This window comes from Caballeronia sp. LZ008 (assembly GCF_031451435.1).
Classification (GTDB): Bacteria; Pseudomonadota; Gammaproteobacteria; order Burkholderiales; family Burkholderiaceae; genus Caballeronia; species Caballeronia zhejiangensis.
Map to the genome: position 1 here is coordinate 754,185 of NZ_JARUXK010000002.1, position 20,802 is coordinate 774,986.

General features: G+C 62.0%; 19 protein-coding genes. 11 read left to right on the forward strand and 8 right to left on the reverse strand.

The genetic code is table 11. The features are described from left to right. Positions 1-124: 124 nt before the first annotated feature. Both QCE49_RS17820 and QCE49_RS17825 read left to right on the forward strand, forming a co-directional pair. Positions 125-1,168: a Dyp-type peroxidase gene (locus QCE49_RS17820; RefSeq protein ID WP_033536009.1), complete on the forward strand. Its 1,044-nt coding sequence runs from the start codon at positions 125-127 to the stop codon at positions 1,166-1,168. Beyond that, positions 1,161-1,964, forward strand: a complete 804-nt coding sequence (locus QCE49_RS17825; RefSeq protein WP_008346410.1) for a family 1 encapsulin nanocompartment shell protein — start codon at positions 1,161-1,163, stop codon at positions 1,962-1,964. Before QCE49_RS17820 ends, QCE49_RS17825 begins: the two co-directional genes overlap by 8 nt. Positions 1,965-1,982: 18 nt before the next feature. On the opposite strand, the gene QCE49_RS17830 is transcribed toward QCE49_RS17825, so the two are convergent. Next, the gene (locus QCE49_RS17830; protein ID WP_008346408.1) at positions 1,983-2,369 is read right to left on the reverse strand and encodes a VOC family protein; all 387 of its coding nucleotides are present in this window, start codon (positions 2,367-2,369) and stop codon (positions 1,983-1,985) included. Between the two features lie 141 nt (positions 2,370-2,510). Next, positions 2,511-3,122, reverse strand: coding sequence for a TetR/AcrR family transcriptional regulator (locus QCE49_RS17835; RefSeq protein WP_250458830.1), 612 nt, complete (start codon positions 3,120-3,122; stop codon positions 2,511-2,513). A gap of 108 nt (positions 3,123-3,230) precedes the next feature. On the opposite strand from QCE49_RS17835, the gene yghU reads away from it, so the two are divergent. Continuing rightward, a complete protein-coding gene (gene yghU / locus QCE49_RS17840; protein WP_250458828.1) occupies positions 3,231-4,106 on the forward strand; it encodes a glutathione-dependent disulfide-bond oxidoreductase in 876 nt (291 codons plus the stop codon). A 277-nt stretch (positions 4,107-4,383) separates the two neighbouring features. Continuing rightward, positions 4,384-5,679, forward strand: a complete 1,296-nt coding sequence (locus QCE49_RS17845; RefSeq protein WP_250458826.1) for a glycosyltransferase family 87 protein — start codon at positions 4,384-4,386, stop codon at positions 5,677-5,679. Here QCE49_RS17845 and QCE49_RS17850 read toward each other — a convergent pair. Beyond that, positions 5,640-7,097 carry an aldehyde dehydrogenase family protein gene (locus QCE49_RS17850; protein ID WP_250458824.1) on the reverse strand — a complete coding sequence of 486 codons (1,458 nt, stop codon included), beginning with the start codon at positions 7,095-7,097 and terminating at the stop codon, positions 5,640-5,642. The two genes, QCE49_RS17845 and QCE49_RS17850, sit on opposite strands and share 40 nt — an antisense overlap. A 100-nt stretch (positions 7,098-7,197) precedes the next feature. On the opposite strand from QCE49_RS17850, the gene QCE49_RS17855 reads away from it, so the two are divergent. The 6 genes from QCE49_RS17855 to QCE49_RS17880 all read left to right on the forward strand — a co-directional run bounded on the left by QCE49_RS17855 (position 7,198) and on the right by QCE49_RS17880 (position 14,374). Further along, complete coding sequence (locus tag QCE49_RS17855) at positions 7,198-8,145, forward strand: LysR family transcriptional regulator (protein ID WP_061119784.1); 948 nt, start codon at positions 7,198-7,200, stop codon at positions 8,143-8,145. Positions 8,146-8,400: 255 nt separating this feature from the next. Beyond that, positions 8,401-9,654 (forward strand): porin, encoded by a 1,254-nt coding sequence (locus QCE49_RS17860; protein WP_175980217.1) that lies wholly within the window; start codon positions 8,401-8,403, stop codon positions 9,652-9,654. A 102-nt stretch (positions 9,655-9,756) separates the two neighbouring features. Next, a complete protein-coding gene (locus tag QCE49_RS17865; RefSeq protein WP_239295315.1) occupies positions 9,757-11,502 on the forward strand; it encodes a tannase/feruloyl esterase family alpha/beta hydrolase in 1,746 nt (581 codons plus the stop codon). A 709-nt stretch (positions 11,503-12,211) separates the two neighbouring features. Further along, positions 12,212-13,282 carry a hypothetical protein gene (locus tag QCE49_RS17870; RefSeq protein WP_033536012.1) on the forward strand — a complete coding sequence of 357 codons (1,071 nt, stop codon included), beginning with the start codon at positions 12,212-12,214 and terminating at the stop codon, positions 13,280-13,282. 100 nt (positions 13,283-13,382) lie between these two features. After that, on the forward strand, positions 13,383-13,673 hold the full coding sequence (locus tag QCE49_RS17875) for a hypothetical protein (protein ID WP_175980219.1): 291 nt from the start codon (positions 13,383-13,385) through the stop codon (positions 13,671-13,673). 143 nt (positions 13,674-13,816) lie between these two features. Next, positions 13,817-14,374: a hypothetical protein gene (locus QCE49_RS17880; RefSeq protein ID WP_008346383.1), complete on the forward strand. Its 558-nt coding sequence runs from the start codon at positions 13,817-13,819 to the stop codon at positions 14,372-14,374. A 134-nt stretch (positions 14,375-14,508) separates the two neighbouring features. On the opposite strand, the gene QCE49_RS17885 is transcribed toward QCE49_RS17880, so the two are convergent. The 4 genes from QCE49_RS17885 to QCE49_RS17900 all read right to left on the reverse strand — a co-directional run bounded on the left by QCE49_RS17885 (position 14,509) and on the right by QCE49_RS17900 (position 19,107). Further along, on the reverse strand, positions 14,509-15,858 hold the full coding sequence (locus QCE49_RS17885) for an ATP-binding protein (protein WP_033536013.1): 1,350 nt from the start codon (positions 15,856-15,858) through the stop codon (positions 14,509-14,511). Between the two features lie 317 nt (positions 15,859-16,175). Further along, positions 16,176-17,069, reverse strand: a complete 894-nt coding sequence (locus QCE49_RS17890; RefSeq protein WP_250458820.1) for a tyrosine-protein phosphatase — start codon at positions 17,067-17,069, stop codon at positions 16,176-16,178. Further along, positions 17,066-18,373 carry an ATP-binding protein gene (locus QCE49_RS17895; RefSeq protein ID WP_250437599.1) on the reverse strand — a complete coding sequence of 436 codons (1,308 nt, stop codon included), beginning with the start codon at positions 18,371-18,373 and terminating at the stop codon, positions 17,066-17,068. Before QCE49_RS17895 ends, QCE49_RS17890 begins: the two co-directional genes overlap by 4 nt. 5 nt (positions 18,374-18,378) lie before the next feature. Next, complete coding sequence (locus tag QCE49_RS17900) at positions 18,379-19,107, reverse strand: response regulator (RefSeq protein ID WP_008346377.1); 729 nt, start codon at positions 19,105-19,107, stop codon at positions 18,379-18,381. Positions 19,108-19,351: 244 nt separating this feature from the next. Here QCE49_RS17900 and QCE49_RS17905 point away from each other — a divergent pair, with 244 nt between their 5' ends. Beyond that, on the forward strand, positions 19,352-20,101 hold the full coding sequence (locus QCE49_RS17905) for a response regulator (protein ID WP_033536014.1): 750 nt from the start codon (positions 19,352-19,354) through the stop codon (positions 20,099-20,101). A 17-nt stretch (positions 20,102-20,118) separates the two neighbouring features. Here the strand turns inward: QCE49_RS17905 and QCE49_RS17910 are convergent, their stop codons facing one another. Continuing rightward, complete coding sequence (locus QCE49_RS17910; RefSeq protein WP_008346373.1) at positions 20,119-20,787, reverse strand: flagellar basal body L-ring protein FlgH; 669 nt, start codon at positions 20,785-20,787, stop codon at positions 20,119-20,121. Positions 20,788-20,802: the final 15 nt, after the last annotated feature.

A 20,802-nucleotide genomic window follows, 5' to 3' on the forward strand; every position in this document is an offset into this window, starting at 1 on the left:
GCGCTCCGTGATGTTACATAACCGTGCGATTTCGGGTATTGATCACATGAACTTGGTGTATCGTCGGTTCGCAGCAGTGATACGCCAGCTTATGATCCTATGAAACTTCAGGTTATCTTTTCAGATGCCAAACAACACACCCGAACCACAAGCCGTCTGTGATCCTATTTCCCGAAGCGCGATCTTCATCGTCGCCACCGTGGCGCGCGGCGAAGGCAAGGCCGATGTCGTGCGCTCATGGTGCGGCGACATCGCGGCGCTGGTCCGCGCGGTCGGCACGCGCGCGCCGACCGCGAATTTGTCCTGCGTATGCGGCTTCAGCGCCGATGCGTGGGACATGCTCTTCGGCGCGCCGCGCCCCGCGTCGCTGCATCCGTTTCGCGAGTTCGGCTCGGGCGAGCGCCGCGCGATCGCGACGCCCGGCGACATCCTCATGCATATCCGCGCGGATCACATGGACCTTTGTTTCGAGCTCGCCGCGCAGATGCTCAACAAGCTCGGCGATGCAGTGACGGTCGTCGATGAAGTGCATGGCTTTCGCTACTTCGATCTGCGCGACATGGTGGGCTTCGTCGATGGCACCGAGAACCCGACAGGAAAGAGCGCCGCGCATTACACGATCATCGATGAAGAAGATCCCGATTTCGCCGGCGGCAGTTATGTGATCGTGCAGAAGTATCTGCATAACCTGGATGCGTGGAATGGCCTCACCGTCGAGCAACAGGAACTGATCATCGGACGTGAAAAGTTATCCGATGTCGAACTGGACGATTCGATCAAGCCGTCGTGCTCGCATAGCTCGCTCACGACGATCGAAGAGAACGGCAAGGAAGTGAAGATCCTTCGGCATAACATGGCGTTCGGACGTCCGGGAGCGAAGGAGTTCGGCACGTATTTCATCGGCTATGCGCGCACGCCCGCGCCGATCGAACAGATGCTCGAGAACATGTTCGTCGGCAGGCCGCCGGGCAATTACGACCGCCTGCTCGATTACAGCCGCGCGGTGACGGGCGGCCTGTTCTTCGTGCCGTCCAACGATCTGCTCGACGAACTTCCCGACCGCAACCCGGATGCCGCGACTTCTTCCGCCAGCGATAACGCGCCTGAAGATAGCCGCGCAGGAACATTGAACATCGGCTCACTCAAAGGAACTTCACAAGATGAATAACTTGCATCGAGAGCTCGCGCCGATCTCCGGCGCCGCATGGTCGCAGATCGAAGCCGAAGTCGCGCGCACGTTCAAGCGCGCGCTCGCGGGCCGCCGCGTCGTCGACGTGAAGAGTCCCGGCGGCACGGCGCTATCGGGCATCGGTACGGGGCATCAGACGAACATCGCTTCACCGAAGCAAGGCGTCGCGGCGAAGTTATACGACGTGAAGCAACTCGTGCAACTCACCGTGCCGTTCACGTTGCAGCGCGAAGCGATCGACAGCGTCGAACGCGGCTCCAACGATGGCGACTGGCAACCCGCGAAGACCGCCGCGAACGAACTGGCGCTCGCGGAAGACAGCGCGATCTTCGACGGCTTCGCGGCCGCCGGCATCACCGGCATCCGCGAGGGCAGCTCCAATGCGCCGACGTATCTCCCCGCGGACGTCGCCGATTATCCCGCCGCGATCAGTCAGGCGCTCGAGAAGCTGCGCCTTGCCGGCGTCGACGGACCCTATTCCGTGCTGCTCGGCGCGGATGCTTATACCGCGCTCGCCGAAGCGAGCGATCAGGGCTATCCGGTCATTCAGCACATCAAGCGCATCGTGAGCGGCGATCTCGTGTGGGCGCCCGCGCTTCAGGGCGGCTGTGTGCTCTCGACGCGTGGCGGCGATTACGAGCTGCATCTCGGCCAGGACTTGTCGATCGGCTATACGAGTCATACCGACACGACCGTGCAGCTCTATCTGCGCGAAACGCTCACGTTCCTGATGCTGACGAGCGAAGCGTCCGTGTCCATCGCGGCGGGCGAATAGCGTTTCGTCGCGATCGCTTCAGTTGTCGAATGTGCCCTGATACTCGGGCGCGGCATCGGAGCGCGTATTCATTTCGAACATCACGCCGCCCGGGGCGCGGCAGAAGAAGCGCGAGCCGCGCCCGTTGTTGAAGATGTCCGTCTCCATCTCCACGCCTTCCGACTTGAAGCGTTCGTATAGATCGCGCACATCATCGAGGCTCGGCAATTCGAAGCCGACATGAAACGCGCGCGGCCATTCCGGTGCATCGTCGCGCGCGTGATCGATCACGACATCGAAACCGGGACGCTTGAGTATGTACGACTGGTCCCACGTTCCGGATATCGTGAAGCCGAGATACTGCTCGAAGAATCGAGCGGTCGCGGGTGTGTCGGCGGAAGGGAAACTGAGGTGATTGAGCTTCATGTTTTGGCTCGGTCTCTACTGGGTTGATAGAGACTTCAGAATATAAGCAAAAGCTCACATTCGACTACTCGCATTGCGAACAGCCGCCGAAAGCCCGCAGCGATGCGGCTTGCACCGTCGCGTCGCTTCCATTGCTCGCATTTACGCGCCGCCGCTTCTCGACAGATATCCGAAAACAGCGGCCCGAACGCGGCGTTCGAGGTCGTCGAGATCGCGCTCGCCGCGTTCGCCCGCGGCATCGACCATGCCTTTGACGATGGCGAGCAGATCGGCCGCCGCCACTTCCGGATTCGGATAACGTGGTGCGGCACGACCGACGATCGTCTCGACCAACGCGTCCATTTCCCCTTTCGCCACTTCGCCGCGCAATGCCGGCCGTCCTTCCGCGATATCGAGCAGACGCGCGAGCATCGGACGCTGTAGTTGCTGACGCACGGACGCGCCGATCAGATATTCGAGCGCCGCCTTGCCGCTACGTTTGGTGAGCGCGACCGATGCATCCTCATAAAAGCGCGCGCTTTCACGACGAATCAGCGCGACGATGAGCGCATCCTTGCCCGGAAAGTATTGATAGAGCGAACCGATGCTGACGCCCGCGCGACGCGCGACCGCGTTCGTGTTGAATCCTTCGAAGCCCTCGCTTTCGAGCACTTGCGCCGCTGCTTCGACGATGGATGCCACCGTGGCTTCGGAGCGCGATTGCGCGGGCGCTTTTCGCGGGCGATACGGTTTGTGCGATGGACGCTGGCTCATTCGTTTCCTCTCGTGGATTGCGGAGCCGATTGTACAAAGCCCGGTCAAGCATGTTTTCGGACGACCTGATAACCTCGTCCGAATTCATATTGCAAAGGAGCTTGAAGCATGAGCGCATCGAACGAATATGTGCCGCCGGCCGTATGGACCTGGACCAAGGAAAGCGGCGGACAATTCGCCAATATCAATCGGCCGGTCTCCGGTCCGACACATGAAAAGGCGTTGCCCGTTGGCCGTCATCCGTTACAGCTCTATTCGCTCGCCACGCCCAACGGCGTGAAAGTCACCGTGATGCTCGAAGAGTTGCTGGCGCTTGGTCATCGCGATGCGGAATACGATGCGTGGCTCATTCGCATCGGCGACGGCGATCAGTTCGGCAGCGGCTTCGTCGATATCAATCCGAATTCGAAGATTCCGGCGCTCGTGGATTGCAGCGGCGCAACGCCCGTGCGCGTTTTCGAATCCGGCGCGATCCTGCTTTATCTCGCCGAGAAATTCGGCGCATTCGTGCCGACGGAACCGGCAAAGCGCGCCGAGTGCTTGTCGTGGCTTTTTTGGCAGATGGGAAGCGCGCCCTATCTGGGCGGTGGATTCGGGCACTTCTATGCTTATGCGCCGAGCAAGATGGAATATCCAATCGATCGCTTCGCCATGGAAGTGAAGCGTCAACTCGACGTGCTCGACAAGCGTCTCGCGCAGAGCACTTATATCGCCGGCGACGAATACACCATTGCGGATATCGCGATCTTTCCGTGGTACGGCGGCCTCGTGAACGGCTGGCTATACAACGCCGCCGAATTCCTCTCCGTGCATGAATACAAGCATGTGCGCCGCTGGGCCGAATTGATCGGCGCACGTCTCGCCGTTAAACGCGGCCGCATGGTGAACCGTACTTTCGGCGAGCCGTCGAGCCAGTTGCATGAGCGCCATGACGCATCCGATTTCGATACGCGCACGCAGGACAAGATCGCCGCGGAGAAGTGACGACTGCGAGCCGCGTGACGATAAGCCTGATATTTTCGTTCAACACGCGGCATGCATAAAAACGCACGAGCGTCATCCATTTTTCAAAAAGCAGTTTCTTCATTGCACTGCGCAAATACCAGATTGACGCGGCCCCTGTGATGCTGTCACGATTCGTAGGCCATACGATCCGCTAACGGTTCTCTCGCCCGATTTCATGCGACGAATAGCGGATCAAACGCAAAGGATTCATTACAGCGTCCTTACAACGTGATAGCCGGCACACGGGAGAACGTCCATGTTGAACGCTCGGGTTGGCGCCAGATCTGCGGATAACGTCCGGATCATCGCGGCTTTGCTCATGCTGGTCGCGGCGGGTTCTCTCGCGATTCGCATGGTCATCATCTATCACTACACGCTGAGTTATTCGGCCGATCATCCGAAGGCCTTCAGCGATTTCAATTTCTACTATTACGCCTTCAGCAGCGTGCTGAATTCGCCGCACGATCCGTCGCTCATCTATAACAACGAGCGGCTCGTCGCCTATCTGACGACGCTCGGCGCCAACCTCGACGATATCCTGATCTATTGTTATCCGCCGCAATTCGCGCTGATCTTTGCGCCGTTCGCGCTATTGCCGTCGTTCACCGCGAAGCTCGCCTGGGTCGCGATGTCGGTCGTGCTGTCCATCATCGGCGCAGTGCTTCTCGCGAAGATGGCCTATCGCGGCGAAGACAGGCGCGTGACCGCGCTGCTCATCGGCGTGACCATGCTGAGCTTTCCGGTTCTGCATGACGCCTATCTCGCGCAATCGAACCAGCTTCTTTTCTTTCTTCTCGTGACGTCGTTCTTCTTGATCGAGCGCGGCAATCGCTGGCTCGCGGGAGTCTTTCTCGCGTTCGCCGTCGTCTTCAAGGTGACACCGCTCGCCATCGTCGGCTTGCTTCTCTTGCGACGCGAATGGCGCACGGTAATCTCGACGGGCGTCTGCGCCATCGCGATCACGCTCTTCACCGCGAGCAAGCTCGGCTTTCGCGTGATCTGGGAATATCTGACCGTCGAGATCGGGCGAGCGCAGACGTACATCCTCGGTGCGGGTGGCTTGCCCGGCAACAGTTCGGTGCGCGGCGCATTGCAGACCATATCCGAAAAGCTCGGCACGCCCGCATCCGAAGCGACGCTTCACGCGACATCGACGATCTTCGCCGCGATCATCTGCGTGTTCGCGTGTTACCTCGTCTTCTTCCGCAGCCGCGACAAACGCATGGACTACGCGCTCGCATGCATGACGATGCTGCTTGCCGCGCCGATCCTCGAGCCGATCCACATGGTCGTCGCGCTGATTCCGCTCGTGATTCTGCTCGGCACGGCAATCGAGCGCCGCGATCTGCAACTGTCCGCGATTTCGCCTCGCATCGAGATGCTGCTTCTCGCGATTGCCGTGCTCTTGCTGTTCTTCATGGAGCGATCCGCGATGTACACGATCTCGGCGCTGATCACCTACGCGCTCTGCATCGCGCGTTATTTCGGGCCTGCCACAGCGGTGCGGCGCAATCAGCACGCGGAATCGGGCGGCCTCGAGTCGCGGGCTTGACGGACGCCCAGCAGTGCCTTCGGTTCGAGGAACGCTTCGATGCCGAACGTGCCGTATTCGCGTCCGATGCCCGATTGCTTGAATCCGCCGAACGGGGCAGCAGGTTCATGCGCGAGCGTGTTGACGAGCACGCGCCCCGCGTCGATGCGCGACGCCACCGCGTTCGCGCGCGCGGCGTCCGATGAAGCGATGTACGCCTGCAAACCATAAGGCGTATCGTTGGCGATCGCGATGGCATCTTCGATATCGCCGTACGCGATGATCGACAGCACCGGCCCGAAGATTTCCTCTCGCGCAATGGTCATGTCGTTGGTCACGTCGCTGAAGAGCGTCGGACGCACGAACCAGCCGGCGCCGACGTGATCCGGACGCCCCTCGCCACCCGCGATCAGTCGCGCGCCCTCATCGATGCCAATACGGATATAACGCTGCACGCGCTCCCATTGCTTCCGGCTCACCATGGGGCCGATGCTCGTATGCGGATCGCGCGGATCGCCCGAGCGAATCTTCTCGATGGCGCTCACGATTTTCTCTTCGAACTCCGCGAGCCGTGCACGCGGCACCAGAATGCGCGTGCCCGCGATGCATGCCTGACCGCTGTTCATGAAGCCCGCATCGAGCGCGAGCGGCACGGCTTCGTCGAAGTTCGCATCGTCGAGCACGATCGTCGGCGACTTGCCGCCGAGTTCGAGCGTCACGCGCTTGAGCGTATCGGCGGCTGTACGCAGGATCGTCTTGCCGACGACCGTCGATCCCGTGAACGACAGCTTCGCGACATCGGGATGCGCGCTGATCTCCGCGCCCACAATATCGCCTCGGCCCGTGACGATGTTGAACACGCCTGCCGGAAGTCCCGCCTCATGCAGCGCTTCGGTGACGACGCGCGTTTGCATCGCGCTCATTTCGCTCGGTTTGATGACCGCCGTGCAACCCGCCGCGAGCGCCGCCGCCAGCTTGCCGCAGATAAAGCCGGCGTCGCTATTCCACGGCGTGATCAGCCCGGCAACGCCGAGCGGTTGCATCATTACTTTTGCCGTACCCGCGTCACGCACGAACGCATAGTCTTCGAGCACCTTCGCCGCTTCCAGCAGCACGTTGCTCGCATGTCGCGCCATCCAGCGCCCGCGCGAAACCGGTGCGCCGTATTCTTCGACGATGGCCTCGAAAAGCTCATCCTCTTTCGCGATGACGGCGGCGTGCATGCGCTTCAGCATGTCGATACGATCGCGCTTGTCCGTCCGCGAGAATGCGGGAAATGCACGCTTCGCCGCCGCAATTGCATTGCGCGCATCGTCCTTGTCTGCGAGGCGCACGCGGCCGATAACTTTTTCTGTCGCGGGATTGAAGAGTTCGAAAAGCTCGTTGCCGTGCGGCGTGACAAACGCGCCGCCGATATAAATCTGGTCGATGTCATGCATGATGAATTCGCTCGGTCGATGTATTGAGCAAAAGATAAGGCGTTTGCATTGATTCGACTGGACGTACAATTGGGCATGACCTATTGAACGATTTAGCATAATGAAAACATCGGGGCTCACCGAACTCGAAGCGGTTCTTTCCGTCGCGCGGCATCGCAGCTTTCGCGCGGCGGCGAATGAACTGAGCGTATCGACGTCCGCGCTGAGTCATGCGATCGCCGCGCTGGAGGCTCGCATCGGCGTGCGGCTCTTCAATCGCACGACCCGAAGCGTGTCGCTTTCCGAGGCCGGCGCGCAATTCGTGCAGAACATCGCGCCCGCGCTTTCGACGATTCGCGACGCGCTCGAACAGGCCGGCAGCTTTCGCGACACGCCATCGGGTACGTTGCGTATCAATACATCGGTGGGCGCGGCGCATCAGGCGATGCCGCTTTTCATCGCGTTCCTGAAGCGCTATCCGGACATGAAGCTCGATATCGTCACCGAAGGCCGGCTCATCGATATCGTCGTCGAAGGTTTCGATGCGGGCATTCGTCTGCTGGAAACCGTACCGCAAGACATGATCGCGGTGCCGTTCGGCGATCGCCAGCGCTTCGCCGTCGTCGGCAGTCCCGCGTACTTCGAACAGCACAAGCCGCCACGCACGCCTGCCGACCTCGCGACGCATCGCTGCATTCGCAGCCGCATGCCGAGCGGGTCGATCTATCAATGGGAATTCGAGCGGCATGGCGAATCCATACGCATCGATGGCGACGGCGCGCTGACGCTCGACGAACCGGGCATGATGCTGACCGCCGCGCGCGCGGGGATCGGTCTCGCTTACCTGACCGAATGGAATGTCGCCGCGGATCTCGAAGCAGGCGCCCTCGTGCGCGTGCTCGAAGACTGGACGCCGCCGCTCGACGGACTATGCCTCTACTATCCCGGCCGTCGGCATGTGCCGGCGGGCTTGCGCGCATTGACGGACATGATCCGCGAATATGCCGACGCAAATCGAAAGCACCCGGCGCCGAAAAAGAAGCGTCGAAAGGTCAATTCAAAGACTTAACGCCGCCATCAGTTTTGTTTATCGCGGTTTTCGGTGTGAGGCGTTCGATTGTCGCTTGAAAGCGGCATTCCGACACTGTGCCTGCAAGGCTTGCCTCATTTCCGGACGCGACCTTGCATTTCACTTTTGGTATCGGATCAATGGTTAACCCTTTCTTTTCATGCCCTGTCATCGGCGTACGTTCGCACCGGCGGGCAATCGTCGCACTACGCGCGATGCTATCGCTCACCAATCCAACGACAACGATGAGGGTGTATGAGAGTGAGACATCAACTGAAGCCATTGAGCGCGGGCGTGTTGTTCTATGCGGCGGCGATCGCAACGCCGGCGTTAGCGCAAAGCAGCGTCACGCTGTACGGTATCGTCGATGATTCGATCGTCTATCAGAGCAGCCAGACCAATCTCGCAAAGACGAACCCGGGCCGCTCGAACGTCAAGACCGGATCGGGCATCTGGGCCGGTAGCCGCTTCGGTTTGAAGGGCGCCGAAGATCTCGGCGGCGGCAACAAGGCCATCTTCCAGTTGGAATCGGGCTTCGACATCAATAGCGGACAAGCACAGTTCACCAATGCGATGTTCGGCCGTCAGGCATGGGTCGGTCTCACGAATCCGGCGTACGGTACGTTGACGTTGGGTCGTCAATACACCTCGTACTACACGCTGCTCTCGCCGTATAGCCCGACGAACTGGCTGACCGGTTACTTCGGCGCGCATCCGGGCGATCTGGACGGCCTCGACACGATCTATCGCGCGAACAATTCGATCGTCTATACGTCGCCGAAGATGTATGGCTTCACCGTAAGCGGCTCGTACTCGCTTGCAGGCGTGCCTGACAGCGTGTATCAGGGCTCGACGTGGTCGGCTGCGCTGCAATACCAGCAAGGCCCGATCGGCGGCACGGTCGCGTTCTCGCGCATCAACAACGCGGCCAATGGCGGCGGCATCTACAGCAGCAGTTCGACGACGATCAACAGCACGGCAGCGACCGATGGTTCGGGCCAGCCGGGCGTGTCGGCGGTGACGGCCGGCTATCAACGCGCACAAGCGCAACAGCGCTTCGCGGTTGCAGGCGGTTATCAGTTCAACAGCGCGTGGGATATCTCGGTCACGTACACGAACGTTCAATACATCCCGGGCGTGAATTCGCAATTCACTGACGAAGCCGTGTTCAACACGGTCGGCTCGGTGTTGCACTGGAAGGCGACGTCGGCATGGGACTTCGCAGCGGGCTACAGCTATACATGGGCCAGCAAGGCGAACGGCATCAACGACGCCGCGTCGTACCACCAGTTCAATCTCTCGCAGTACTACTCGCTGTCGAAGCGCACGGGACTGTACGCACTGGAAGCGTTCCAGCGTGCGAACGGCAACACGCTGGCGGCGCCCTCGGGCACCGCTACGAACCGTCAGACGGCCGCCAACGCAACGATCGGCGACGGCTTCCAGAGCGCGCCGTCGGCATCGCGCAGCATGTTCGCGGCGGGCGTCGGCATCATCCATCGCTTCTGATCGAACGCGCGTAGCACCACGATCGTTTCATATCGTCCGCACGCTTCGGCGTGCTGGCGACGTTCGTCCGTACGCCATCAAAACGAAGTCTAGGAGATAACTATGAGAGCTCTGGATCCCAAGCGATTAATGGCGCTGATAACCGCCTGCCTCGTGACCGTCGTCGTCACGGCATGCGGAGGCAGTGGCAACAATAGCGGTAGCGGCAACGCCGCGCAAACACCCTTGGCCGTGGTGAAACCTACGGTCGATTGCTCGAAGCTGGCATCGGTCGATTTGAGCGATATCGGCGGCACCGGCAGCACGATCACATCGGCGACGGTCACGGCCGCGACCGTCAACGGCGCCACCGTCAACTTCTGCACGGTCAAAGGCACGCTCGCGCCTTCGAATACGTTCGAGGTCGCACTGCCCGTCGACTCGTGGACACAGCGCTTCGCCGAACTCGGCTGCGGCGGCTTGTGCGGCAATCTGAGCGATCCGACTCAGCAAAGCTCCTTCAGTTTCAGCTATACGTGCCCGCTCGTTCAACAAGGCGGCTTTGTCACGGCAGCGACCGACATGGGTCATTCGGGTCAGGATTCGACATGGTCGACCGATCCGCAAAAGCAGGCCGACTTTGCGTATCGCGGCCAGCACATCACGACGCTCGCCGCGAAGAAGTTGATCAAGGCTTACTACGGACAGGAGCAGAAATACGCTTACTTCGTCGGCTGTTCGGATGGCGGCCGTGAAGCGCTGATGGCCGCGCAACGTTATCCGTCGGATTACAACGGCATCGTCGCGGGCGCGCCGGCTGCGCATTTCCAGATTCAAAACTCGCTCTATCACGGCTGGAACGTCGAATCGAACAGCACGACGGGTACGAGCGCAGGCAAGGCCGTGCTCTATGCCGACAAGGCTCAACTGCTGCACAAGGCAGTCGTGGCCGCATGCGGCGGTCAAGCCAACGTGCCCGATGGTCTCCTCGCCGATCCGCGTACCTGTCACTTCGATCCCGCATCGATTCAATGCGCGGCCAATGCATCGAGCACGAGCAACTGTCTGACGGCCGCCGAAGTCGCAACGGCCTCGAAGATCTACAGCGGCCCGACCGATACGAATACCGGCATGCTCATGCTGGGCGGCTCGCCGCAGTTCGGCTCGGAAGCGAACTGGATCGGTGTCGAAGTGCCGACGACGAACTCGACGGACGCAGCCGTGCCCGTCACCAGTCTCTTCAGCTACATGATCGTGACCGGGGCATATAACCTGATCTTCACGGGGTCGCCGTCGATGCCGAATGTCGACACCTTCGGCTATCACGATGCGAGCTTCTATTCGAGCTATCTGCAGGCGAACCATCCGCTCAACGATGCAACGAGCCCCGATCTGTCGGCGTTCAAGAACGCGGGCGGCAAGCTGATCCTGTGGCACGGCTGGGCGGATCAGCACATCTCCCCGCTTTTCACGATCCGCTATTACCAGGCCGTGAAGGACACGATGGGCGAAGCGAGCGCGAACGAGTTCTCGCGTTTGTATGTCGTGCCGGGCGTGGGTCACTGCGGCGGCGGCGAAGGCTTTCCGAACATCGATCTCGTATCGCAGATCACGGGCTGGGTCGAACAAGGCACATCGCCGAATGCGGTGATGACCTATCAGACCGATGCGACGACGAGCAAGGTGACGGCATCGCGTCCGGTGTATCCGTATCCGGCCGTGGCGAAGTTCAGCGGCAGCGGCGACTGGCACGACGGTGCGAACTGGAGCCAAGGTGCGCCGCTGTATAACGACGCTGCGCCGACATGGGCGGGCGCGAGCTTCTATACGTCGTATAGCCCGAAGACGCAGGGCGTGGCTGCACCGTAAGTTGCATCGAGCGCGCCGCTGTCGTTCCATCATTACCGGTGATGCAGCGGCGCGCACATCCCCCTTGACTCACGCGGGCACAGAGTCAGTTCTGCTGCCACGAGAAGTTCCTGTGCCGTTCTCGCCGAAGCATGGCAATCCAAGCAAGGCAAGCGAAACGATTATCAGCACCCTTGCTGCAGTAGAAACGGCTACGCAGAAAACGATAAACGGCAGAAAAGACCAGTCGAAATGTTGCCGTACACAAGATGTTTTTTCTGCTATCGGGTTTACTTCTACGTCGGAACAAAGTAACCTTTCCCCGCTGACTTAATACCGGCAACGCACGCTCAGGGCGCGAACTGTATCGCGCCGCCGTCAGCAATTTTGACGTCATCGAAGTCGTATCGCTGCACATGTTACCGATGACCGACGCGAATTCACCTTCGCGGATCATCGTCATCGAACGCTAGCCATTCCGCATGCACATCGCTTTTGTGCTCGGCTTTGCTTCAGCGAATCTGCACTGGCTTGGCTTTTTCGGCGCACCGATACGCGTCGTCAATGGCGTTCATCCTGAGCCGGTCATTCGGATTACTAACAAGCTCTTTCAACTATTTCGGATGCGCGACCGATTCTGCGCATCGCCTCGTTGATCGCTCGACCCGGCGCTCAACGTGTGCCCTGATCGTTGCGAAAGCGCGCATCTCCGTTAGTCATACTAAACGCCATGAAGAACAGAATTGCCTCCTTCCTGCCCCGATCCATTGCGGCAACCCTCGCCGCAAGCATGGTGCTTGCCGCCTGCGGTGGCAGCGACAACCCCGCCGACACCGCCGCGGCCAGCACGAGCGCGGCATCGCTGAAGTCGACCGCGAAGGCCGCAAGCGGCAGTGGCTCGATCTTTTACGGCGCGAACGGCCACAACAGCAACGGCGGCGCATACGACGTCGTGGGCGCGAAGACGCAGTTGTCGCAATTGCAGGATCTCGGCGCAACGATCTATCGCAATGACGTGTACAGCCAGACATCGGCCAACATGGTTGCGAACATCGCGAAGACGATGGAAGAAGGCGGCGTCACCGTGTATCCGGTGATGCTCATGAACCTGAACTACAACAGCGAGAACGACGCCTACAAGGCGGGCTACACGCTCGGCCAGCAGACGGCCAACAGCTACCCCTACAAGTACTACGAGGTCGGCAACGAGCTCGAAGCGAAGGCGCTTATCGGCAATGTCGACGGCACCGTCTGGTATCAGTACAACAACTGGTCGTTCATGCTCGCGCGCGGCGTGATCCGCGGGATGATCGCAGGCGTGAAGTCCGTGGACAGCTCCGCGAAGATCGTCCTGGGCGGCACCTGGCTGCACACCGCTTTCTTCCAGATGCTCGCCGACGGTTCGCAACCGGACGGCACCTGGGGTCATCCGGCGGTGAGTTGGGATGTCACGTCGTGGCACTGGTATTCGAGTCAGGGCGACATGACGCACGCATGTGGCGGCACGGGATGTCATGACGTGCTCCAGTTTCTGCACGATATGGGCAAGCCGGTATGGATCAACGAGTTCGGCGTGCGCCCAGACTTCGGCTCGTACAGCCAGATCGCGACATACATGACAGGCAGTCTGATGATGGCGCAGTTCGCGAGCGTCGCGTCGAAGTACAACATCCAGTCGATTCAGGCCTTCGAACTCTACGACGACAGCGAAGGCGATTACGGTCTTATCCAGAGCGACGGACTCACGCAGAAGGCCGCCTACTGGGCATACAAGACCTTCGTGCAGAACCATCCGATGTGATCGGGCCAGCGGTAAGGAACCGAAAGGCGGGCGTGTTCAAGCATCGTCGCGACAGGCCGTTATTGCGGCTTTGCAGTAGCGCATAAAGACGAGGCCAGCGATGCAGATCAACAGTGCGACCACGGCCGCCTATACGAGCGCCGATACGCCTCTTCCCCGCCGCGCCGCGCCTGCCGATGACACGACCGACGTCGAGCAGGACACATCGGCCGACGATGCCGCCGTCCCTCAGCAAACCAACCCGCCGTCATCGGTGAAATCGTTCGCTTATGGCGCGCTCGGGCTGGAACGTCCCGAAGTGCAGGCGACCGATACGAATGGCTTCTACACCGCGGGCAAATGGGTTGCAGCGGCGGCGACCATCGGCGGAATCGTGTCCCTGTTCGTCTGATCGCTCGCGGATTAATACCTGGAAATAACTCGCCGGATTGGCGCCTTGCTCCGCATATCGGATGACGGCGCGTCGCGGGAAGATATCGATGCGTGATGTCGACAGACACACCGCCCTTCTTTCCATCGATACGACGCCAAGCCATGCAAGTTCAATTCGGCGGCCCGAGCATGTTCGGCACGCTCATCGCTCGCGCGCTCCTTGCCTTCGGGGCAAGCGCGCTTTCCGGCTGTACGTGGACGCTGATTACGGCCGCCGATGCCGCCGGCTCGCTCGTGCAGGCGGGCATGACGGTCGCGTCGAACTATTCGTCGCCGACATCGGTGACGGGCTCGCCTGCCTCGTTGCAATCCGTATGCATCGAACTGAACCAGAACGTCGCGACAGGCGACTTCGTGCCCTCGCTGCAGGTCGCGTTGCAGCGGCGCGGCGTGATTTCGACGGTCTATAACCCCGGCACGTCGCCGCCCGGTTGCGAGGCGATGTTCGTCTACGCCGCGACGACGAGCTGGAACAAGCGCGCGTTCGGCAGCGAGCCGGTGCCGTATCTGTCGGCGATCGATCTCACGATCGTGCGTCAAGGGCAGATTCTCGTGACGGCGCGCTACGACACCAATGGTCTGAACGTAGACCGTTTCGCGAGCGCGCGGCAGAAGCTCGATGCGCTGGTCGACCGTATGGTGGTCTCGCGCACACAGTGAAGGTCGCTTTCCTTACGGCATCTTTCCGATGCGATTTCACGCGTGAAACCGGTGCTAATCTGCCTGCGCAGTAGTTGTTGACCGATCCCTCTTGCGGCTCGCCATCGTTCTTCTGGCGAGTCGCCTTTTTTTTATCACATGCTCCCGGCGGTCCGCTCGCGCAGCGGATGCCAATAGCACACGCGCAGCCCCGTCTCTGTGTTCTGGAGCACGAAGCGAGCGCCACTGCGCCGCGCGGTTTCGGACACGATCGAAAGGCCGAGGCCGCTGCCCATCGTGCGCGTGCCGGGGATGCGATAGAACGGCTCGAGCACGCGAGTCAGTTCGTCGTCGGGGATGCCTGGTCCCGAGTCTTGCACCTCCAGCAGCAAGTCCTGTCCGCTCACGGTGACGGATACATCCACTCTGCCGCCTTCCGGCGTGTAGCGCACGGCATTGTCGACGAGATTGCGCAACACGACGGCCAGCGCGGGCGCGTCGGCGATCACGTCGACATCGTCGACGCGTTCGAGCCCGAGATCGACATGCTTGTCCTCGGCCATGTTCACCGACTGGATCACGATATCGGTTGCGAGTTCTCGCAGCGATACGACCGATGGCTTCATCGACGATCCATGCTGCGAACGCGCGAGCGCGAGCAACTGTTCGACGAGCCGCGCAGTGCGCCGTATCGCGGCGTGAAACGTGACGAGACGCTCGCGCGCGACGATGGCCGAGTCCGCGGCGCCGAGATGCTCCGCCTGCAACGACAGCGCGGCAAGCGGCGAACGCAACTCGTGCGCGGCATCGGCGATGAAACGGCGCTGCTGGGCCATCGCATCCTTCAGGCGGCCGATGAGCCGGTTGATCGACGTGACGAACGGCAGCAGTTCTGCCGGGATGTCTTCCTCGGACAGCGTGTCGAGCGTTGCATCGTCCTGCGAGTCCACGACACTCGCGAGACGGCGCACCGGCAGGAGCATCCGCCGCACGAGAAAGAAGACCAGCGCGACAATCACGGGCGTCAGGGCGAGCATCGGAAAGAGGGTACGCATTGCGCCGTCGCTGGCGATTTCATCGCGGATCGTGGACAGCTCCGCGACCGCGATCCGGTCTCCGGAATGCAGCGTGCGGACATCGACACGCCAGCGCCTGCCATGCGTTTCGAGGTCATGCAGGCCGTCCTTAAGCGTCGCCGGAACGATGATCGGTGCCGATGCGTTCGCGGCTTCCCATTCAGGCTCCAGGCGCGAGATGACGAGCCGCACGTCCGAATCCTGACTGCCTTGCCACGCGACGGCGGTCGTATCCAGAACGAGCTTTTTCGCATCGATGAGCGCGCCGATCTCGCGCAGATGACCGTCCTGAAGCTTGTTCGCTTCGTGAGACGCGGCGGCAAACGAGGCGACGCCCGCCATTACGCTCAGCGCGGCGACGACGGAGGCAATCCACCAGGTGAGCCGCGAGGTCATCGAGCGGGGTGAGCGGATCTGGTGTGTCTCCATTCGAGGCCTCGTCTATTTTTTTATGTATCGCAGGGTTCTATTTTTTCAGAATGGCGGGCGTGCTTGATTCGTGGCGGGAATGCTAGCACCGCCGCGAAGGAGATTTGATTTTGACAGGCGATACGGGAGCGTGCATATCGCCACGATGACGGCCCGTGCGGGAAAGCGAGGCAGAGAGCCTCGTTCGAAGGACTGGAGCGACGCCGGCGCGGCGAGAAACCGAGCGAGCTTATCTGAGCAACTGCTTCAATTGCGGAATCGGTAAGACATCGGAGCGCGCGGCGAATCGGAAGGCCGCGCTCGAATCCTCCACCACCCTACCCCACCAACTTCGCCCGCAATATCGCCACATCGGCGGCACTCACCGCCAACCCCTGCGCGAGATAGTTACTCAACGTCCCGAACCCGCTGTGCATCTCCTCGAACGCGGCTTCGATCGTCGAGCTTTGCGCCCGATAAAGCGGCGCGACCGCCTGCGCATTCATCCCGGCACGCGCCGCATGCGCTTTCACGCGCGCATCGATCTGCGTCTCTGCCGCCGTGTTCGTCAGCAGATAGTCCTGGATGATCACATCGAGCGGCACATCGGCGATGGCGAGCAGCAGCGCCGCCGCCCAGCCCGTCCGATCCTTGCCCGCCGTGCCGTGGACCACCTGCGCGCCTGAAACACGCGCAAGCCGAGTCAGCAGCGCGCCGAATTGCAAGCGCGCGGCCGGATCGGTCACGAGCTGACGCTGTCGCGCGTTCATCCACGCGGTCGCGGCGGCCGCATCGACGGGCGTCGCGCCGGCTGCGTCGATCGGCGCGATCTCGTGGGTCTCGCGCACCGCGTCCGTCGGCACGCGGTCCGGCGCAAGCGACGCCTCCGCCACCACGCGAAGATCGTGCACCGCGCGCAACGACAAGCGCGCAAGCAACGCCTCGTCCGCATCGCCGGGTGTCAGTGCGCCGGACCGATAGAACACGCCACGACGCAAGCGGCCGCCATCGACGGTCGGATAGCCGTCGCCCACGCCGGCCACATCGCGGAAATTCTCGACCGTGGAGAGCCTCGGCGTTTCCATCACGCTGCGCTCTTCGCTCGCGCCGCCGCACGCCGATAGCAATGCGCCCGCGCCGAAAGTGGTCGAAAGCAATGCGACGCGCGCGCCGCCGCGAATGAAAGCGCGGCGCGACAAAGGCGCCTCACGCGTGGACGAAGCAAGCATCATGTTTGATCAAAGGGAATGACGATACGCACGATCAGCCCGCCGCCCTCGGCATTGGCGATCTCGCAGCGGCCGCGCTGCTCGCGCGCCAGACGTTCGACGATGGTGAGCCCGAGGCCGCAATGCCCGTTGCCGCTGCGCGCGGGATCGAGCCGCACGAAGGGACGCAGCGCTTCGTCCAGGCGCTCGTCGGGAATGCCGGGTCCGTGATCGCGCACTTCGATCAGCCAGTCGCCATCCCGCAGCGCGGTGCGAATCTCGACGGGCGGCTCACCATGTTCGAGCGCGTTGTCGACGAGATTGGTCATCAGCCGGTCGATGAAAGTGCGCGGCAAGTGAAACGCATCGCCCGCTTCGAGCGACAGCGCGAACAACGGATCGTCGCCATCCTCGGGCGACGCGAACTGCTCGGCGATGAACGCATCGACGCCGGTCGTCGCGCCGTCCGACGACGACCGTCCCGCGAATTCGAGAAACTGCTGCACGATGCGCGTCATCGAATCGATGTCGCGCAGAAAATTCGCGCGCTCGCGTTCGTCCTTCGCGAGCACGCTCGCCCGCAGCGACAGGCGCGTGAGCGGCGCCTTCAGATCGTGCGCGATGCCGGCCAGCATCACGGCGCGATCGTCATCGGCGTCGGTGAGCTTTTTCATCATCTGATTGAACGCGCCGATGAGCTCGCGCAATTCGCGCGGCCCGTTTTCCTCGACGGGCACCGGCCGCTCGCCGCCGCCGAAGCGTCGCGCGGCCTGCGCGACGCGCGCGAGCGGCCGCTGCAACTGCCATGTCGCAATCAGCGAAAGCACGAGCGCGCCGGCGAGCAGCACGACGCCTTCGGTCATGAAGGGCGCGGGCGGCGGCAGATCGATCGGCGCGACGATCCACACATTGCTCGACGGATAGCGCACCCAGAGCCGCGATTTGTTATGGCCGTCGATATCGATCGCGATCTGCGTTCCGGGCGGCAAACGACTGGCGAGCTGCCGCGCGAGATGCCCGTGACGCGTCTTCGCGGGATCGCGCAGCGTCAGCGGCTCCGGCATGTTCCACACCGGCACGATATGCACGCGCGTCTCGCGCATCAGCCGTCCGCCGAGCGCGACATCGTTGTGCGCCGCTTCCAGCACGATCAGCAGCGCGCGCGCGTAACCATCCGCTTCCTTGTGCGGCCCTTGTACGTGGAGAATCGCGAACCATCCGACCTGCAGCGTGACCAGCACGCCGATCGACACGATCGCCATGCGGCCGAACAGCGAATCGATGAAACCGCGCAGCGTCCGCGCGGACTGCCAGAAACCCGAACGCATCGCGGCTACGCCTCGATCCAGCCGGATGCCGAATCGTCCGCATCGGGAACGAAGACATAGCCTTGCCCGCGCACGGTCTGCACATGACGCGGATGCGACGGATCGTCTTCGATCAGACGGCGCAGACGCCAGATCGGCACATCGAGGCCGCGATCGCGGAAAGGCAGATCATCGCGATGCACGAGATCGTGGATCAGCACGCGCGACAGCACCTTGTACGGATTCTTGATGAAGACCTTCAGCAGCGCGAACTCGCTGTCGCGCAACGCGATGCGCTCGTCGCCGCGCAACAGCGAACGCGACACGAAATCGACTTCGAAGCGCCCGAAGCGTTCGCGCGGCGCGGGTTCGGGCCGGCTCGGCGCGGCCGTGCGCCGCCGCAGCACCGCTTCGATCCGCGCGAGCAATTCATGCGGATCGAACGGCTTGGCGAGATAGTCGTCCGCACCCGATTGCAGGCCGGCGATTTTTTGCGGAACGCTGTCGCAACCGGTCACGAAGATCACCGGAATGTCTTCGCCCGCCGCGCGCAGATCGCGCAGCGCGCGCAAGCCGTCCGTAACCGGCATCATGATGTCGAGCACGACGATGGACGGACGTTCGAGCTCCAGACGCCGACGCAAACCGGCGCCATCGTGCAGCACGGAAACGTCGATGCCTTGCTCTTGAAAGAAGCGGCGCAGCAGGTCGCGCACCGCGGGATCGTCGTCGACGATAAGAACCGATGTAGCCATCCCAAAATTCTATTCGTACACAAATGCCTTACAGCGCGTCTCGCGCGTCGCGCAACGTTACGGATTCTTACCGGACGCGTCTTTCGCGCGATGAAGCCTCGCAGCACGCGCGTTCCATTCCCGCGACAAGCCCCGCGCGTCGGTAAAGCGCCCTCGAAACGCGCGCCGAAACAGGCCGTAACGGAAAGAAATGGAAAGTTCGCAAGCGTCGCGGGGGCCTCGGCGTCGCGCTTAGAATTTGGGCATGACACCACATGTACTGATGGTCGACGACGACCCCGTCGTGCGCGATCACGTCCGCGATTATCTGGAGCAGCACGGCTTCGACGTCTCTGTTCTCGACGACGGGACGGAGTTGCGCCGTCGCGTGCAGGCCGAGCGCCCTTCGATGGTCGTGCTCGACGTGATGATGCCCGGCAAGGACGGCATCAGCGCGCTGCGCGAACTGCGCAATGCGCGCGACGATATCCCCGTGATTCTGCTGACGGCCCGCTCCGACGTGCTCGATCGCGTCATCGGGCTGGAGCTCGGCGCAGACGATTATCTCGGCAAGCCCTTCGATCCGCGCGAGCTTCTGGCGCGCATCCGCTCGATCCTGCGACGCCGCGAGCCCGTGTCGTCCGACACGGCGAGCGCGCCCGAAATTCGCCCGGCCTATCGTTTCGGCCCGTTCGAAATGGACTTCGGCGCGCGCGAGTTGCGCCGCGACGGCGAACGCATCGCGCTGCGCTCCGGCGAATTCGCGCTGCTCAAGACACTCGTGAAGAACGCGATGGTCGTGCTCACGCGCGCGCAGCTCAACGAAAAAATGCGCGGCAACGGCGCGCATCGCGATCGCAGTCTCGATGTTGCGATCTGGCGTCTGCGCCGTCTGCTCGAAATCGATCCGTCCGAACCGCGTTACGTGCAGACGGTGTGGGGCCAGGGCTATATCTTCGTGCCGCACGGCGATCCGACCGCGGCCGGGCGCATCGCGGCGCGCGCGACCCTGTAGCGCGCGCGGCTTCATCGTCAGAAAGTCAGCACGCTCATGAAGAGACGTTGCAGCCAGCCCATCGTCGTTGAATCCGCGAGCATGCCGACGCCCGCCTGCTCGATGCGCGCATTCGCCACCTTGTTCGACGCGACGTAATTGCCTGCCTCGATGTCCTTCGGATTGACGATGCCCGAGAAACGCAGCCGGTCCTGATTGCCGCTCATCGCGATGATCTTGTCGCCCGCGACCACGAGATTGCCGCCCGGCAACGTGCCGATGACCGACACCGCGAGCGTGCCGCTCATCGCCGACAGATTGCTCGTGCTGCCATTGCCCTTGAACGACGTATCCGCCGAACCGACGTTGAAAAGACGCGCAAGCCGCGCCGCCGCGCTGCTGGACTTGTCGGCGGCCTCGGCGCTGATGCTGCTCGCGCGGCTCGCCTTGGCATCGGCGGAATTGCTGCCCTGATACGACTCCGCAAGACGGATCGTCAGCACGTCGCCGACCTTCTGCGCGCGCGAAGTCTCGTACAGCGACACCGACGATCCCGCCTGATAGATCGCGCCCAGCGTGTTGACGTTGACCGGTTGCGCGACGGCCGGCGCATAAGTGGGCATCTCGACGATCGAGTGCGAGCCCGACGACGAGCACGCCGCCAGTGCGAGTGCGAACGCCGAGCAGGGCAATGTCGCGAATTTCATGAACAATCCTCTCCT